This is a genomic window from Mesorhizobium sp. (genome assembly GCF_041661565.1).
GTDB lineage: Bacteria > Pseudomonadota > Alphaproteobacteria > Rhizobiales > Rhizobiaceae > Mesorhizobium.
The window spans coordinates 16,842-31,393 of the sequence record NZ_JBAZUD010000047.1 but is presented as its reverse complement, the minus strand read 5'-3'; the positions used below and the strand labels follow the sequence as shown (position 1 = coordinate 31,393).

The window sequence follows — 14,552 nt, the reverse complement described above, 5'->3', positions numbered from 1 at the left end:
GCTTTTGCAGATAGAGGCGGGCTTTCGGAAACTGGTCGATCGAGCCCATATGATCGAAATGCGCATGGCTGACGATGATGTCGGTGATGTCGTCGGGCGCCAGACCCAGTTCGGCCAGCATGCGAACCGGGGAAATCCACCAGGGTATGCCGAATTTGTCGGAGAAGTTCGGACCGGTTTCGGTCTTCATGAAGCCCGTGTCCACAAGCACGTTGCGGTCGCCGCGCCGCGCCAGGATAAAGGAAAACGGCAAGTCGGTGGGGCCGTCATCGTACATCCCGTTGACCAGGTCGACCCATGGCTGGTTCTTCGATCGCGCGAACTCGATAACGTAGATCTCCCAGTGCTCGGTCTGAGCCATGTCGTTCTCCTCAGCTTTCAGCAAGTGAGCGGCCAAGGCTGGAAAGCCCGACAGCGATGATCAGGATGGCGCCCTGGAACACGTATTGGGAAAAGGTGGGGGCGCCGAAGATATTGAGGCCGTTGAAGCCGAATGCAATGATCAGCGCACCGACCAAAGTTCCCAGGACATGGAACTCGCCGTCGCGCAAAGTCGCCGAGCCCAGGAACACTGCCGCGAACGCCGTCAATAGATAGGAATCGGCCGCGCTCGTCGTGCCGCTGCCCAGCCGCGACGCCAGCAGGATGCCGGTGAGTGCGGCGCACATGCCGGAGATGACGAAGCCAAGCGTCTTGATGCGATCGACGTTGATGCCGGCCAGGCGCGCCGCTGCAGGGTTGCCGCCGACTGCCTGGATCTCCTGGCCGATGGAGGTGCGCTCGACCAGCACCCACAGGATGCCCAGCACAAGGACCATGACGACGATGTTGTTGGGGATGCCGAAGAGCCAGCGGCCGAGCGAAAGCTGCAGGAAGGCCTCCGGCACGCCGGCAACGATGGGCACCCCGGCGGAGTAGGCGAAGGCGACGCCCGTGATGATGGTCCCGACGCCCAGCGTCGCGATCACCGAATTGACTTTCATCTTGGTGACGATGAAGCCGTTGATCAGACCGATCAGCGCGCCAAGCGCAAGGACGATGAAAATCGCCAGAGGGATCGGCAGCTTGTCATGGACGATGAAGCCGGTGACGAGAATGCCGTGCAGGCTGGCGGCAAAGCCGATCGACAGATCGAGCTCGCCGACGACGACCGCCAATGTCAGGCCGCCGGCGATGATCATGGCAAGCGAGGCCTGGTTGAGAACGTTGGTGAAGTTGCCCAGGGTCGAAAATGCCCTCGGCGACAGGATTGAAAAGGCAACGATCATCGCCACCAGTCCAAGGATGGTCGCGTAGCGCGCGAAGATTCCGAGCCCAGCCTTGGCTCGTGGGGTGAGGCGCCTGTTGTAGGTTGAAGCATCGCTCATCTGGTCGTCCTCCCGGTCAATGGCCCCGCTCCCCATAGCTTGCCTCGACAATAGCGGAGCGCGACATCGATGCGCCGCTCATTTCGCGAACGACAAGGCCTTCCGCCATCACCAGCACGCGATCGCAAAGGTCCGGCAACTCATCGGGTTCCGACGAGATGACGAGAACCGCCATGCCTGCCGCGGCGAGCTCGCGGATTTGGCGGTGGATTTCCGCACGCGCACCGATATCGACCCCGCGGGTCGGTTCATCGAGAATGAGCATGTGCGGCGCGCGCTGCAGCCAGCGGCCGATGACCACCTTCTGCTGGTTGCCGCCGCTTAGCCGGCCGACAGGGCTGTCCGCGCTTGCCGTCTTGATCGAAAGAAGCTTCATCGTCTCGCGAGCGAGTGAGGACTGCGCTTTTCGACTGAGAAGCGGGACCCTGCGTCCGAGCACGAGCTTGTCCAGATTGACCAGACCAAGATTGAACGCGACGCTCTTCGTCAGGAAAAGCCCTTCCGTGCGTCGCTCCTCCGGCACCAGGCCGATCCCGGCGGCAACCGCTGCCTGTGGCGATTTCGGCGCGTAGGCCTTGCCTCTGAAAATCATACTGCCGGAGTCCGGGCGATCGGCACCATAGATCAACCGTGCCAGTTCGCTGCGTCCGGCGCCGACCAGGCCGCCGATGCCAAGAACTTCGCCCTGTCGAAGTTCGAAACTGACGCCACGCACCTTGGGCAGGCGTGCGAGGTTGCGGACGCGCAGAACGACCTCATGGTTTTGCGGCACATAGTCCGGCCTGCTGTCGCCACCGGCAGTGTCGCCACCGACGATCGCCTCGACCAACGCCCTGCGGCTCAATCCGGCACGGGTGAATTCGGCGACGGAACTGCCGTCGCGCAAGACTGATACCCGATCGCAGAGTTTCAGGATCTCATCCAGGCGGTGCGAGACGTAAAGCACGGCAACCCCTGAGGCCGAGAGGTCCTTGATGATCATGAAGAGCTTCTCAGCCTCGGCGGCGGAGAGCGAGGCGGTCGGCTCGTCCATCACGATAAGCCGCGATTTGCGAACCAGCGCGCGGCAGATATTGATCAACCAGTTTTCGGCGGTCGACAGCCCTTTCACACTTGCATTGAGCGAGGCGGTGATGCCGACGCGTCGCGCGATGGGCTCGACTTCGCGCGCGATCGCCGCCCAGTCCGTCAAGCCGAAGCGCGATCGTTTCGGCACGCCGAGCATAATGTTCTGGAGGACGGTCATCCCGGGAATGAAAGCCAGTTCCTGGTGAATGAAACTCATCCCCAATGCCGTCGCGCGGTGCGGCGTCTCGACGGCGGCGGTTTGCCCATCGATCTCGATCGATCCCTGATCCGGATGGTTGAGGCCGGCAAGAATCCTGATCAGCGTCGACTTGCCCGCACCATTGGCGCCGACCAGCCCGTGGACCTCGCCTGCGATGATGTCGAGGGAAGCATTTCGCAGTGCCTTGGCGCCACCAAAGGTCTTGGCGATGTTGCGCACGACAAGAAATGGAGGCGCTCCAGGCGCCCCCATCTCCATTGCCGCATCTCCTGTTACCCGATCGGTCAAAAGCTGGCTGCGCCTACTGGATCGCGTCAGGATGCTTGGTCAGAAAATCCGCCACCGTATCCTTGGTCACCAGCACGGCCGGCACTTCGGCGGCCTTGGGCGTCCAGCTCTTGCCGGCGGCAGTAATCTCTTCAACCATCTTGGCCATGTTGTAGCCTTCGGTGTAGCTGTCTTGCCATGCCGTGGCGGTCATGAAGCCGTTCTTGATGTTTTCAAGAGCTTGGGCATTGCCGTTGATGCCATACACCATCACATCGGTGCGGTTCTGGGCACGCAGCGAGCCGATCGCGCCGATCGCAGGATCATCCCAGCAGCCCCAGATCGCCAGCTTCTCGTCGCCCGCGGGATGCGAGGCGAGCCATGCATTCGCGTACTGAGCGCCGTCTTCAAAGTAGCCGGGAATGCGCACCTCGTTCTTGGTCACCTTGATATCGGGATATTTGGCGACCATCTCGTCCATCACCTGCTCCCGGTTCCGGCAGACTTCACCCGTGTGATAGGTAAGGGCAAGGATGGACCCCTTGCCGTTCATGTTCTTGAGCATCAGCTCCACGACCGGGATGGCCATCGGGCCGCCCGAGCCATTGGTGGCGGCAACGGTGCCACCCAGCCCGCCGCCCCAGGTAACGACGGGAATGTTCGCGGAACCGGCTGCAGCGAGCCCGGCGCCGATGGAAGAATAGGGGAACACCATGTCGACGATGGCGTGCGCCCCCAACTGGGCGAAGTTCTGGATGGCTGCGTTGGCCTGGTCTGCATTGCCCGCCGCATCGACGACAGTGACTTTCCAACCGAGTTCGTCGGCCGCTTTGGTCGCGCCCTGGATATAGCGGACATTGTTGGCTTCTGTGGCGCTGATGGACACGATGCCGAGCAGTGGCTTGTCGGCCGCCCTGGCCTGCGCGCCGGACAATGCCAGAGCCACGGCGAAAATGCCGAACGTCAGGTTCTTCATGGTTCTCTCTCCCTGGTGAGGTTGGACGCGCACCTTGAAAGTCAGCGCTGATAACCGCCTAACCGTTTCAGCAGATTTTCTCATCTTGGATGGGTTCGCAAGAAAATTCGTGCAAAAATCCACGAAATAGGTGAAGGATTGGGCGTGAAGTTCAGCTAATCGATTAGCTACGAGAGCAGATGGCCACGATAAAAGACGTCGCCCAAGCCGCCGGTGTGTCGACGGCGACGGTGTCCGCCGTCGTCAACGACAGCGCCTATGTAAGTCCCGAATTGCGCAGCCGTGTGCTCGCCGCGGTTCGCGAGCTTCGCTATGCGCCTTCGCTGGTCGCGCGAAATCTGCGCAGCGGTCGCAGCCAGCTGATCGCGCTTGCCGTGGCGGATCTGGCAAACCCGTTTTACGCCCGCATCGTCACGGCAGCCGAAGCGGCGGTCGCCGCCTGGGGCTACTCGCTCGTGCTGTTCAACAGCGACGAAAAGCCCGATATCGAGAAGCGCATTCTGTCGCGCATTCGAACATTGGGGTGCGATGGGTCGGTGATCGTTCCTGTGGGACCCGAAAGCCATTACCAGCGACGGGATTTCGAAGGCGGAATGCCGGTGGTTCTGCTCGGCCGTTCGATTGGCGACGCGGGCGTCGACACAGTCACCATCGACAATCTGTCGGCCGGCAAGCAGGCAACCAACTATCTCCTCGATCTTGGCCATCGTGATATTGGCTCCATCACCGGTCCCGTTCAACTCACGACGGGCAGCGGCCGGCTGCAAGGCATGCTCGAAGCGATGGCGGCGCGCGGCCTTGCCCCGAAGACGGGGCATGTCCGGTCCGGAGAGTTCCGCGAAGACACCGCCTATTCGGTCGCGCGTGATCTGCTTGTACAGACGGACCGACCAACCGCCCTCTATGTCGCCAATGGCGTCATGGCCATCGGCGTCATGCGAGCCGTTGCCGATCTCGGCTTGCGCTGCCCCGAGGATGTTTCGATTGCCTCTACCGATACGGTCGCCGGAGCAGGCGGACTGAAGCCGCGGCTGACCCGTACCGAGCATCCTGTCAAGGACATGACCAATGAGGCACTGCGCATGCTGGTCGACCGCATCGAAGGCAAGGTCGCCGAGCCGTCCCGCAACGTGGTCTTCCAGCCCGCGCTCGTGGTTGGAGAGAGTTGCGCCCCCTTGAAGGGCTCACTACACCGGAAGCGGAGCTGAAGGCGTTTCTTGCCGGCGCGCCGTTTGCTGGCGAAATCCGGTCGGCGATAGGGCGAGCCGACGAATTGCGGCTCTGCTGGGCATCAGAGACTGCAGACGCGAAGCGACCTCTGTCCCAAGAGATCGTTCGCAGGATCACCTTCAAGCCCGGATCATTGATTGTCGAACCGGATCGCCGCTGCTATCGGAATTGCTTCTCAAATCTCTTTTAAGTCTTTGATATTACAAACTAAATGGTGGGCCCGGAGGGACTCGAACCCCCAACCAAGCGGTTATGAGCCGCCGGCTCTAACCATTGAGCTACAGGCCCCACGCCGGCTGGATTAATGTTTTTCGCATCGCCGCACAAGGCTTTCCCCAAGAGGCTTTCGCCGATCGCCCAAATCAACCCATAATCCCTGTCTACGCGAGCCTTGCGACTGGATCGCGCACCAAGGAGATTTTCATGACCAGACACCTCTTGCCTCTCGCGCTTGCCGCCGCGATCGCATTTCCGGCGATGGCTGGCGCCGCCGATTCGCCGACGCCTCCCCGCATCATTGTCAGCGGCGAAGGCGAAGCCACGGTGGCGCCCGACCTTGCGATCCTGACGCTGAGCGTCATGCGCGAGGCCAAGACCGCGCGCGCCGCGCTCGATGCCAACAACGACGCCATGGCCGCCGTCATCGCGGCGATGAAGTCGTCGGGCATCGTGGACCGCGACCTGCAGACCGCGGGCGTCCAGATCAATCCGCGCTACAACTACACCAACAAGCCCGACGGCAGCCAGGACGCCGAGCTTGTTGCCTATCAGGTGACCAACACGCTTTCGGTGCGCGTGCGCGATGTCGACAAGACCGGTGAGATTCTGGACAAGGCGGTGTCGCTCGGCGTCAACCAGGGCGGCGGCATTGCCTTCACCAACGACGACCCGGCGGCCACCGTCACCGAGGCGCGCAAGAAAGCGGTCGCCGACGCCGTGGCGAAGGCCAGGACGCTGGCCGAGGCCGCGGGCGTCAGCCTGGGCCGGGTGCTGGAAATCACCGACCAGAACATTGCGCCGATGCCGATGCCGATCAACGCCAAGGCCTTCGACGCAGCCCCGCGCGCGGCCGTGCCGGTGCAGGCAGGCGAGAATTCCTACACCGTGCAGGTCACCGTCACGTTCGAACTCAAGTGAGGCTCGACACCACCCTGCCCGCGTCGGCTGACCGGTCGTGCCATGCATGAAAAACCCCGCGGGAACGATCCCGCGGGGTTTTTTGAGCCGCTCACTTCCGAAGAAAGGGGCTCTGCTAATCCAGGCGGACCCTCGGGGAGCCATGCCTTCAGGACATTATGCCTCCCGGCTACCCTTGGTAGAGGACAGCCGGGATACTGACCTCAGCGGTAGATGACCGGGCAGCCGCGCTCGTTGGCGAACACGATCACGATGCGATCGCCGTCCTGGCGGCCCATCACCTTCACCGTCCGGCGGTTGACATCGAGAATGCGGGCGCGATGCAGGCCCATGCGCTGAGCCTTGCCCAGGGCGCGCTCCGGCGAGCAGCCACGGCGCCACTCGTCGCGGCGTTCGACGCTGCGCCACTCGTCGCGGCGTTCATCGCGGCGGTGGCGGTAGCCGTCCTCGCCCACATAGACGCCGACACGCGGATCATCGTTGTTGCCGAAGCCGAGATAGAGGTTGTCGGCATGGGCGGGGATGGCCGCCAGCGTGCCGAGCCCGACCAGGGCCGAAAGCGTCGCCGTCTTGATCTTGTTGAACATGGTTTCTCTCCTTTTTGCGGGCCGTGCCCGTCCTCGTGAACCGATGGGCGCAGAATGCACTTGCCTGTCTGAACTCTTTACGAACCGATCGTTCATAAGCGGTTCATGTGAATTACCGGAACTCACCAGCCATGTCGCTGGCGCACACGGCGGAACAATGGCGCAAGAACGCCTGATCCGGCGCCCGGTTCCCGGTCCGCCCGCGTCCAAGACCGATCGGCCGCCAGCGCGATCAGGGTTCCTCGTCCAGCATGAAGTCGAAATAATCCTCCGGTTCGGCAAGGTCGCTTTCACTGGCGTTGACCCTGCCGCGCACCGAAACGCCGGCCTCATGGACGGTGTCAGGGCTGCCCGACAGCAAGCGGTGCCACCAGTAGAGGTCGCGCCCCTCGGCCACCAGACGGTAGGCGCAGGTGCTGGGCAGCCAGGTGATGGTGCGCACGTTCTGTGGCGTCAGCCCGACGCAGTCCGGAACGCGCGCCAGCCGGTTGGCATAATCGGAGCAGCGGCAGCTCTCGGCGTCGAACAGCCGGCAGCCGACACTGGTCCAGTAAATCTCACCCGTATCCTCGTCCTCCAGCTTCGACAGGCAGCATTTGCCGCAGCCGTCGCAGAGCGATTCCCACTCGGCCGGGCTCATCGCTTCCAGCGTTTTGGTTTTCCAGAAAGGCGTTTCCATGTGCGGGATGTGGCCTTAGCCGGCGGCAACGTCAAGCGCGGCAGCGGTCCGGCAAGCCGCATCCGGGCGAAAGACACGAAGTTGCCTTCAAAACGCCGGCCAATAGCCCGTTACGGCCCCTATACGCGCTAAACCGGAACCAATCGGCGCAAGATCGGTTTCGGCAAGGATGGGACCCCACAAGGAGAATTTTCGATGAAACGCCAACCACGGATTCTGGCAGGCACCGCCCTTGGCCTGCTGATGGCATCCGCGCCGTTGGGCGCGTTCCCGCTTCAGGGAAGTGCCGCGTTCGGCCCCATGCAAGGCGGCGCGACACCGCTGATCCTGGCCCAGGACGCACCGGCTGAGGACGGACAGCCAACCGATCAGGAGCAGCGGCGCAAGAAGAAGCGCGACCAGCAGCAGCAGACCGAACAGGCGCCGGCCGCTGAGCAGGCCGCCCCGGTCGAGGAGCAGCAGCCACGCAGGAAGAAGCGCGACCAGCAGCAGCAGACCGAACAGGCGCCGGCCGAGCAGGCCGCCCCGGTCGAGGAGCAGCAGCCGCGCAGGAAGAAGCGCGACCAGCAGCAGCAACAGATCGAGCAGGCGCCTGCTGAGCAGGCCGCCCCGGTCGAACAGCAGCAGCCGCGCAGGAAGAAGCGCGACCAGCAGCAGCAACAGATCGAGCAGGCGCCGGCCGAGCAACCCGCCGGCGAGGCCCAGCCAGCCAATGACAACCAGCAGGTCAAGCCCGGCAGGAAACACAAGCAGGACCAGCAAAAGGAAGCGCCGGCGGTAACACCCGAAGCCGCCCCGACGCCGAAGGAAGCGCCCGCCGCTGGCGAGCAGCCGGCAACCCAGGGTGAACAGCCCCAGGACAGGACCCGGAAGAACGGCAGGAAGCCCGCTGGCGAGCAGCCCGCGACTGGCGAACAGCCCGTTACTGGCGAACAGCCGGCGAATGGCGAGAAGCCCGCAACCGGCGAACTGCCGGCCAACGGCAACAAGGTTGCTCCTGTCCAGGGCGAAAACCCCGTGCAGGGTGAGGCGCCAGCCGACCCGAACGCTGCTCCCATCCTGGACAGCCAGAAGGATGCCGAGCGCAAGGCAGGCGGCCGCAAGCGCGACAAGAACGCCCAGCAACAGAACGATGCACAGGGCTCCCAGCAAGGTGGCGATCAGGGCAACAAGCCGGTGGCCGCTCCGGTCGACCAGGGTCCGCCGCCCGCGGACGACAAGGCCGCCCAGCAGGAGATCAAGCGCGAAAAGTTCGTTCCCGTCACCGAGGAGAAGGGCAAGCGGCTCGACCGCGCGCCCGACGAGAACATCCGCGACCGCCGCCGCCCCAAGGGGGTCGACGTGCTCAAGGAGATCGGCGACCGCGTCATCATTCAGTTGGGCGACCAGACCATCGTCCAGAGCAATGACGGCTCGCGCATGAACCGTGGCGCCAAGGACGTCTATTACGAGGATCTGCCGCAGGGCCGCACGCGTGAAACCGTCGAGCGCGGCAACGGCGTCCAGATCGTCACCGTCCGCAACCGTTACGGCGATGTCATCCGGCGCTCACGCATCACACCCGATGGCCGCGAATACGTGCTGAGCTATGTCGACGAGCGTGACTACCAGGACGAGGGTGACTGGCGCGATCCCGGCGATGACCTGCCGCCGATGCGGCTGACCATCCCGCGCCGGCAGTACATTCTCGATTCCGAGCAGGTCGAGAGCCCGGACGATTATTACGACTTCCTCGAACAGCCGCCGGTGGAGAAAGTCCAGCGTCTCTATTCGATCGACGAGGTCAAGCGGTCGGCCCGTGTTCGCGACATCGCGCGCCGCGTCGATCTCGACACGCTGAACTTCGAATTCGGCTCGGCCTCGATCTCCGACGCCGAAGTGCAGAAGCTCGACGGCGTCGCCAGCGCGATGGAGAAGCTGCTCAAGAAGAACCCCGCCGAGACCTTCCTCATCGAAGGCCATACCGACGCCGTCGGCACGGCGGAGGCCAATCTGGCGCTGTCGGATCGCAGGGCGGAATCGGTCGCCGAGGCGCTCACCAATGCCTTCGGCATCCCGCCCGAAAACCTGACGACACAGGGCTATGGCGAGGAGTATCTGAAGGTGAACACTTCGGGGCCGAACCGCGAGAACCGTCGCGTCGCGATCCGCCGCATCACCTCGTTGGTGGCACCCGTTGCCAGCAACAATTAGGACGGTCTTTCAGAAGCTTACCGCAATCTTCTGAATCAGGTCGGCAAAACAGGCCGATCCCGGCAAACCGGGATGGGCACACCTTCCGCCCCACGGCAAGAATCGCATCGATATCCGGGCGCGTGCATTGAATAGGGCGTCCGTCCACCCCAGATTGATGACAGGGCTTCCCTGCCCCGTCCCGACTCCAGCGGGACGCATTGAGCCCCGCCGGTCCCCTCCGGCGGGGTTTTTTGTTTCGGAATTTCCACACCTTGCAAACCAGCGCGACCTGGCTGAAATACAGGGCTCACCGTGAAGGGAAACGACCGGAGCAGCTCATGAAGCGTCTCGAACTCGCCATCGAATCGATCATCCTTGCCTCGCGCTGGCTGCTGGTGGTGTTCTATCTCGGGCTCGGCGTGGCGCTCGCCGTCTATGCCCTGTCGTTCGGCAAGAAGCTCTACGAGTTCCTCGCCGTGGCCTTCACGCTCGGCGACACCGACACCATCCTGAAGATGCTGGGCCTTATCGACGCCGCGCTGGTCGCCTCGCTGGTGGTCATGGTCATCATCTCCGGCTACGAGAACTTCGTCAGCCGCTTCGATGACCAGGATGGCGGCGTGCATTGGCTGGGCACGATCGATGTCGGCTCACTGAAGGTCAAGGTCGCCTCGACCATCGTCGCCATCTCGTCCATCCACCTGCTGCAGGTGTTCCTGAACTCGTCCTCCTACACCACGCAACAGTTGATGTGGCTGACCATCATCCATCTCGCCTTCGTTCTCTCGGCGCTGATGCTGGCCTATATCGACCGGCTGATGGGCCTGAGCAAGGGCAAGAAAGGCGAAGAAGGCTGATGCCCCCTGTCGGAGGCTTCGCGTTTGAGAACCGCCTCCCCGCAATCCGTCGCTGCTCCGCAGCGCCACCTTTCCCCCCTCCGGAGGGAAAGGAACGGTAGCCTGCTGGATGAGCGTCGGCTCGCGCCCTTCCTCTACCCCGTCGATCGGGGAGAGGTGGCTCGGCGAAGACGAGACGGAGTGGGGGTCGACCAGCGGCTTCGCCAATGGCGTGGCCGGCATCGCAAATAAATCCTTGCGGAGCCCTTAATAGGCAGTCCTGATCTCGCTCTCGCTGCGCGCGAACACCTCGTCCGGGACGAAGAAGTCGCCTGCCAACGGCCCGGTCGCGTTTGGCGAATAGACCGAGAAGTCGCTGACACCCTCGGCGCGCAGCACTTCCTCGTCGATGTAGAAATTGCCTGATGTCTCGCGCGATGGCCGCAGGAAGATGGCGTGCGCCGCGTCGGCCATGATGTCGGGCGAGCGGCTCATTGCCGCGACCGTCGCGCCGCCCAGAAGGTTGCGCACCGCAGCCGTGTCGATGGTCGAGATCGGCCACAGCGAATTGACCGCGATGCCATCCCTGGCGAATTCCGCGCTCATGCCCAGCGTGCACATCGACATCCCGAACTTCGCCATCGTGTAGGCGACGTGGTTCTTGAACCATTTGGCCTTCATGTTGAGGGGCGGCGCCAGATTCAGGATGTGAGGATTGTCGGCTAACTTCAAATGCGGAATGCACATTTTGGAAACCAGAAAGGTGCCGCGCGTGTTGATCTGGTGCATCAAATCATAGCGCTTCATATCCGTCTCCAGCGTGCCGGTCAGCTGGATGGCGCTGGCATTGTTGACGCAGATGTCGATGCCGCCGAATGTCTCAACCGTCCTTGCGACCGCCTCGGACACCTGCGCCTCTTCGCGGATGTCGCACAAAACAGGCAGCGCCGCGCCGCCAGCCTGCTCGATTTCTTGCGCCGCCGTGTAGATCGTGCCCGGCAGCTTCGGATGCGGCTCGGCGGTCTTGGCGGCGATCGTCACATTGGCGCCGTCGCGCGCCGCGCGCAGCGCGATCGCCAGCCCGATGCCGCGCGACCCGCCGGAGATGAACAGCGTCTTGCCCCTAAGCGACATTCTTCCCTCCGATAGCTTGTCTCGTTGAGCAATCCTTGCCCGCGCCGCTGCCGGATACAAGAGGCCGCATTGGGAAGCTATGATGACGCAACGGAGGCTCGTCGGCGGAGGCCGCCTTATCTTTTCCTGGGTTTCCGGGAAATCGCTCGAAGAGGCGCTCCAAGCCGGATCAGACCAGCACAAGCCCCTGACGCATCGCGATCGCAATGGCATCCGTGCGGTTGGCGGCCCCCAGCTTGATCAGGATCGCGGCGACGTGGAATTTCGCCGTATGCACGGAAATGTCCAGGCGCCGCGCGATCACCTTGTTGGGTGCGCCTTCGGCCAGCAGGGCCAGCACTTCGGCCTCTCGCGGCGACAGTGTCGGCCGAGCGGCGGCCCCGTCGTCGAGCGGTTCCTCGCCGAACAGCCCGCCATCGCCACCGGCCCCGCCAGCGTCGCGATCGAAATCATGATCGTTATGCGGTTCTGGACGGCCATCACCGGACACCCGGTAGCCGGCCGCTGCCAGCCGTATGGCGGCCGCGATCAAAGTTGCATCCGCTCCCAACGGCAGCACGGCATACACCTGCCCTTCGGGCCGGCCAGCGCGGACCGACAGCAGCACCTTCGGGGTCGTGCTGTTGCCGGGCCGGTCGATCCATGAGGCGCTGTTGGCGACTGCGTCGTCGACGACCACGACATCGGCGATCGCGCCGCCCCCGGCCATGACGGGAAGCAGATCGTTCGTCATGGCGAGCGAGGCCGACAGGCGCCCGGCGCGCGCGGCGTCACGCAGCGCGACCAGCACCACCAGCCGCCGTTCCTCGCTATCCGTCTTGCGCCTCGCCAGCGTGTCGCTTTCCATCATTCCTCTCAGCTCAGCGGCTTTTCGCCGATGGTCAGCGCCACGTCGCGCTGTTCGCCGCCGCGCACCACGCCGAGCGTCACCGAAGCGCCGGCGCTGTCGGGTCCAAGCCTGCGGATCAGGTCGCGCGGGCCATGCACGGCCTCGCCGTTCCAGGCCACGATGATGTCGCCCAGCGAGAGGCCCGCGGCCTTGGCCGGGCCTTGGTCGTCGAGGCTCATCACCATCGCGCCATACGCGTTGTTGTCGCGAACCGGATGCAGGCCGGCGCCGAGATAGCCGCGCGCGACATGACCCTTCTCGCGCAGCGTCGCAACCGCCCGCTCGATCGTCTCATAGGGCATCACCAGTGCCTTGTGGCGTGGCCCGAACAACAGCATGCCGATCAGCGCGCCCTTGGCGTCCAGCACCGGTCCGCCCTCGAAGCGGGCGCCGGCGCCGACAGCCAGATTGATGCGCCGGTCGATGGTGCCGCCGCGCATCGAACGCCAGGCCGGACCGACTTCGCCCACCGAACCCGAAACGGCCAGCGCCGAACCCTGGCTGCTGCCGATGGCGATGGCGAGACTGCCGGGCCGAACCGCGTCGGCTTCGGCAAGTGGCGGGGCGTCGACAGCGGTGGCCGGCTTCAGCAAGGCGACGCCCGTCGAAGGATCACGGCCCACCAGTTCGGCCTTGACCCTCTCGCCCGACGCCAGCGTCAGCTCGATCTCCTCGCCCGCCTCGACGGCTTCCTCGGCTGTAACGAAATAGCCGTCGCGCCAGTGAAACGCGGTGGCGGTGCGGTGGTGATGCGTGGCGAAGCTCGCCGTTGCCGGCGCGGCCTTGGCGGCAAGATCGGCGACGGCGTCCGAAAACGCGGCCAGATTGAAATCACTCATATCGGTCTCTTGGGTTTGTTGCATGCCCCAGATATCGCTCGATGGTGCGTCCGCGGATACTCGCCTGACGGCTAGTTGCTGGTTCGACTGGCCATGTGGTCAGGTCGCGGCGGTTCTTGCCGCTCCGCACATATAGTCACGATCAAGCCTGAAAACACGGAGCCCGCCAATGGCCCTCGCCGCTGCGAAATTCCAAGATGACGACACGCTGCTCGACGCCTATTCCACGACGGTCGCCGATGCCGTCGACCGCATCGGCCCCGCCGTCTGCCGCATCGAGCGCATCGGTGGCCAGGGCGGCCATGGCTCCGGCTTCGTCATCGCGCCGGACGGGCTGGTGGTCACCAATTTCCACGTCGTCGGCGATGCCAGGACGGTGCGCGTCTCGATGCCCGACGGCGCCTCCAGCGAAGGCCGCGTGCTGGGCCGCGATCCCGACACCGACATCGCCCTGGTGCGCGCCGATGGCAGCTTCGCCGATGTCGCGCCGCTGGGTGATTCCAAGCGGCTGCGGCGCGGCCAGATCGCCATTGCCATCGGCAATCCGCTGGGCTTCGAATGGACGGTCACCTCGGGCGTCGTCTCGGCGCTCGGCCGCTCGATGCGGGCCTCGACCGGACGGTTGATCGACGACGTCATCCAGACCGACGCCTCCCTCAACCCCGGCAATTCGGGCGGGCCGCTAGTGTCGTCGGCCGGCGAGGTCATCGGCGTCAACACCGCCATGATCCATGGCGCGCACGGCATTGCGTTCGCGGTCGCGTCCAACACCGCCAACTTCGTCATTTCCGAGATCATCCGCTTCGGCCGCGTGCGGCGCGCCTTCATCGGCGTTTCGGCCGACACCACCAACCTGCCGCGCCGCGCGGCCCTCCTGTCGCAGGTGTCGACCAGCACGGCGGTGCGGCTGCGCGGCGTCGAAAAGGATGGCCCGGCGGCAAAGGCCGGCTTGAAGGAAGGCGACATCATCGCGGCAATAGACGGCCGCCCCGTGACCGGCGTCGACGACCTCGTGCGCATCCTCGACGCCGAGCGCATCGGCCGCGAGACGCTGTGCACCGTCGTGCGCCGCACCGGCGTCAGCCAGGTGGCGGTGACGCCGGTGGCAAGGGCCGGCTGATCGGCACATCCCGAAAACGACGGGCAAA

14 protein-coding genes and 1 tRNA gene are annotated in these 14,552 nt (G+C 64.2%); 5 read left to right on the top strand and 10 right to left on the bottom strand.

Going from position 1 to position 14,552, the window contains the following annotated elements:
• The 4 genes from WC739_RS10965 to WC739_RS10950 all read right to left on the bottom strand — a co-directional run.
• A partial coding sequence (locus WC739_RS10965; RefSeq protein WP_372953048.1) for an MBL fold metallo-hydrolase occupies positions 1-361 on the bottom strand: 361 nt, incomplete at its 3' end.
• Between the two features lie 10 nt (positions 362-371).
• Positions 372-1,367 carry an ABC transporter permease gene (locus WC739_RS10960; protein ID WP_372953047.1) on the bottom strand — a complete coding sequence of 332 codons (996 nt, stop codon included), beginning with the start codon at positions 1,365-1,367 and terminating at the stop codon, positions 372-374.
• Between the two features lie 16 nt (positions 1,368-1,383).
• Complete coding sequence (locus tag WC739_RS10955) at positions 1,384-2,913, bottom strand: sugar ABC transporter ATP-binding protein (protein ID WP_372953046.1); 1,530 nt, start codon at positions 2,911-2,913, stop codon at positions 1,384-1,386.
• Between the two features lie 43 nt (positions 2,914-2,956).
• Complete coding sequence (locus WC739_RS10950) at positions 2,957-3,898, bottom strand: sugar ABC transporter substrate-binding protein (protein ID WP_372953045.1); 942 nt, start codon at positions 3,896-3,898, stop codon at positions 2,957-2,959.
• A 179-nt stretch (positions 3,899-4,077) separates the two neighbouring features.
• Here WC739_RS10950 and WC739_RS10945 point away from each other — a divergent pair, with 179 nt between their 5' ends.
• Positions 4,078-5,106 (top strand): LacI family DNA-binding transcriptional regulator, encoded by a 1,029-nt coding sequence (locus tag WC739_RS10945; RefSeq protein ID WP_372953044.1) that lies wholly within the window; start codon positions 4,078-4,080, stop codon positions 5,104-5,106.
• 234 nt (positions 5,107-5,340) lie between these two features.
• On the opposite strand, the gene WC739_RS10940 is transcribed toward WC739_RS10945, so the two are convergent.
• Positions 5,341-5,416, bottom strand: a tRNA-Ile gene (locus tag WC739_RS10940).
• 135 nt (positions 5,417-5,551) lie between these two features.
• Between WC739_RS10940 and WC739_RS10935 the strand changes: the two genes are divergently transcribed.
• A complete protein-coding gene (locus WC739_RS10935; protein WP_372953043.1) occupies positions 5,552-6,265 on the top strand; it encodes an SIMPL domain-containing protein in 714 nt (237 codons plus the stop codon).
• 203 nt (positions 6,266-6,468) lie between these two features.
• Here the strand turns inward: WC739_RS10935 and WC739_RS10930 are convergent, their stop codons facing one another.
• Both WC739_RS10930 and WC739_RS10925 read right to left on the bottom strand, forming a co-directional pair.
• On the bottom strand, positions 6,469-6,852 hold the full coding sequence (locus WC739_RS10930) for a hypothetical protein (protein WP_372953042.1): 384 nt from the start codon (positions 6,850-6,852) through the stop codon (positions 6,469-6,471).
• Positions 6,853-7,084: 232 nt separating this feature from the next.
• Positions 7,085-7,531 carry a YcgN family cysteine cluster protein gene (locus tag WC739_RS10925; RefSeq protein ID WP_372953041.1) on the bottom strand — a complete coding sequence of 149 codons (447 nt, stop codon included), beginning with the start codon at positions 7,529-7,531 and terminating at the stop codon, positions 7,085-7,087.
• Between the two features lie 195 nt (positions 7,532-7,726).
• On the opposite strand from WC739_RS10925, the gene WC739_RS10920 reads away from it, so the two are divergent.
• Together WC739_RS10920 and WC739_RS10915 are read left to right on the top strand one after the other, a co-directional pair.
• The gene (locus WC739_RS10920) at positions 7,727-9,724 is read left to right on the top strand and encodes an OmpA family protein (RefSeq protein WP_372953040.1); all 1,998 of its coding nucleotides are present in this window, start codon (positions 7,727-7,729) and stop codon (positions 9,722-9,724) included.
• A 320-nt stretch (positions 9,725-10,044) separates the two neighbouring features.
• Positions 10,045-10,563 carry a TIGR00645 family protein gene (locus tag WC739_RS10915; protein ID WP_372953039.1) on the top strand — a complete coding sequence of 173 codons (519 nt, stop codon included), beginning with the start codon at positions 10,045-10,047 and terminating at the stop codon, positions 10,561-10,563.
• Positions 10,564-10,809: 246 nt separating this feature from the next.
• On the opposite strand, the gene WC739_RS10910 is transcribed toward WC739_RS10915, so the two are convergent.
• The 3 genes from WC739_RS10910 to WC739_RS10900 form a co-directional block, all read right to left on the bottom strand.
• Positions 10,810-11,676: an SDR family oxidoreductase gene (locus WC739_RS10910; protein WP_372953038.1), complete on the bottom strand. Its 867-nt coding sequence runs from the start codon at positions 11,674-11,676 to the stop codon at positions 10,810-10,812.
• Between the two features lie 169 nt (positions 11,677-11,845).
• The gene (locus WC739_RS10905) at positions 11,846-12,523 is read right to left on the bottom strand and encodes a response regulator transcription factor (RefSeq protein WP_372953051.1); all 678 of its coding nucleotides are present in this window, start codon (positions 12,521-12,523) and stop codon (positions 11,846-11,848) included.
• An 8-nt stretch (positions 12,524-12,531) separates the two neighbouring features.
• Positions 12,532-13,404: a S1C family serine protease gene (locus WC739_RS10900; protein ID WP_372953037.1), complete on the bottom strand. Its 873-nt coding sequence runs from the start codon at positions 13,402-13,404 to the stop codon at positions 12,532-12,534.
• Positions 13,405-13,573: 169 nt separating this feature from the next.
• Here WC739_RS10900 and WC739_RS10895 point away from each other — a divergent pair, with 169 nt between their 5' ends.
• Positions 13,574-14,524, top strand: a complete 951-nt coding sequence (locus WC739_RS10895; RefSeq protein ID WP_372953036.1) for a S1C family serine protease — start codon at positions 13,574-13,576, stop codon at positions 14,522-14,524.
• The last annotated feature ends 28 nt before the right edge of the window (positions 14,525-14,552 follow it).

Bases quoted from the DNA above. Each gene is read 5' to 3' on its own strand.
- WC739_RS10960 (WP_372953047.1), bottom strand. From the start codon at position 1,367: ATGAGCGATGCTTCAACCTACAACAGGCGCCTCACCCCACGAGCCAAG.
- WC739_RS10955 (WP_372953046.1), bottom strand. From the start codon at position 2,913: ATGGAGATGGGGGCGCCTGGAGCGCCTCCATTTCTTGTCGTGCGCAAC.
- WC739_RS10950 (WP_372953045.1), bottom strand. From the start codon at position 3,898: ATGAAGAACCTGACGTTCGGCATTTTCGCCGTGGCTCTGGCATTGTCC.
- WC739_RS10945 (WP_372953044.1), top strand. From the start codon at position 4,078: ATGGCCACGATAAAAGACGTCGCCCAAGCCGCCGGTGTGTCGACGGCG.
- WC739_RS10935 (WP_372953043.1), top strand. From the start codon at position 5,552: ATGACCAGACACCTCTTGCCTCTCGCGCTTGCCGCCGCGATCGCATTT.
- WC739_RS10930 (WP_372953042.1), bottom strand. From the start codon at position 6,852: ATGTTCAACAAGATCAAGACGGCGACGCTTTCGGCCCTGGTCGGGCTC.
- WC739_RS10925 (WP_372953041.1), bottom strand. From the start codon at position 7,531: ATGGAAACGCCTTTCTGGAAAACCAAAACGCTGGAAGCGATGAGCCCG.
- WC739_RS10920 (WP_372953040.1), top strand. From the start codon at position 7,727: ATGAAACGCCAACCACGGATTCTGGCAGGCACCGCCCTTGGCCTGCTG.
- WC739_RS10915 (WP_372953039.1), top strand. From the start codon at position 10,045: ATGAAGCGTCTCGAACTCGCCATCGAATCGATCATCCTTGCCTCGCGC.
- WC739_RS10910 (WP_372953038.1), bottom strand. From the start codon at position 11,676: ATGTCGCTTAGGGGCAAGACGCTGTTCATCTCCGGCGGGTCGCGCGGC.
- WC739_RS10905 (WP_372953051.1), bottom strand. From the start codon at position 12,523: ATGGAAAGCGACACGCTGGCGAGGCGCAAGACGGATAGCGAGGAACGG.
- WC739_RS10900 (WP_372953037.1), bottom strand. From the start codon at position 13,404: ATGAGTGATTTCAATCTGGCCGCGTTTTCGGACGCCGTCGCCGATCTT.
- WC739_RS10895 (WP_372953036.1), top strand. From the start codon at position 13,574: ATGGCCCTCGCCGCTGCGAAATTCCAAGATGACGACACGCTGCTCGAC.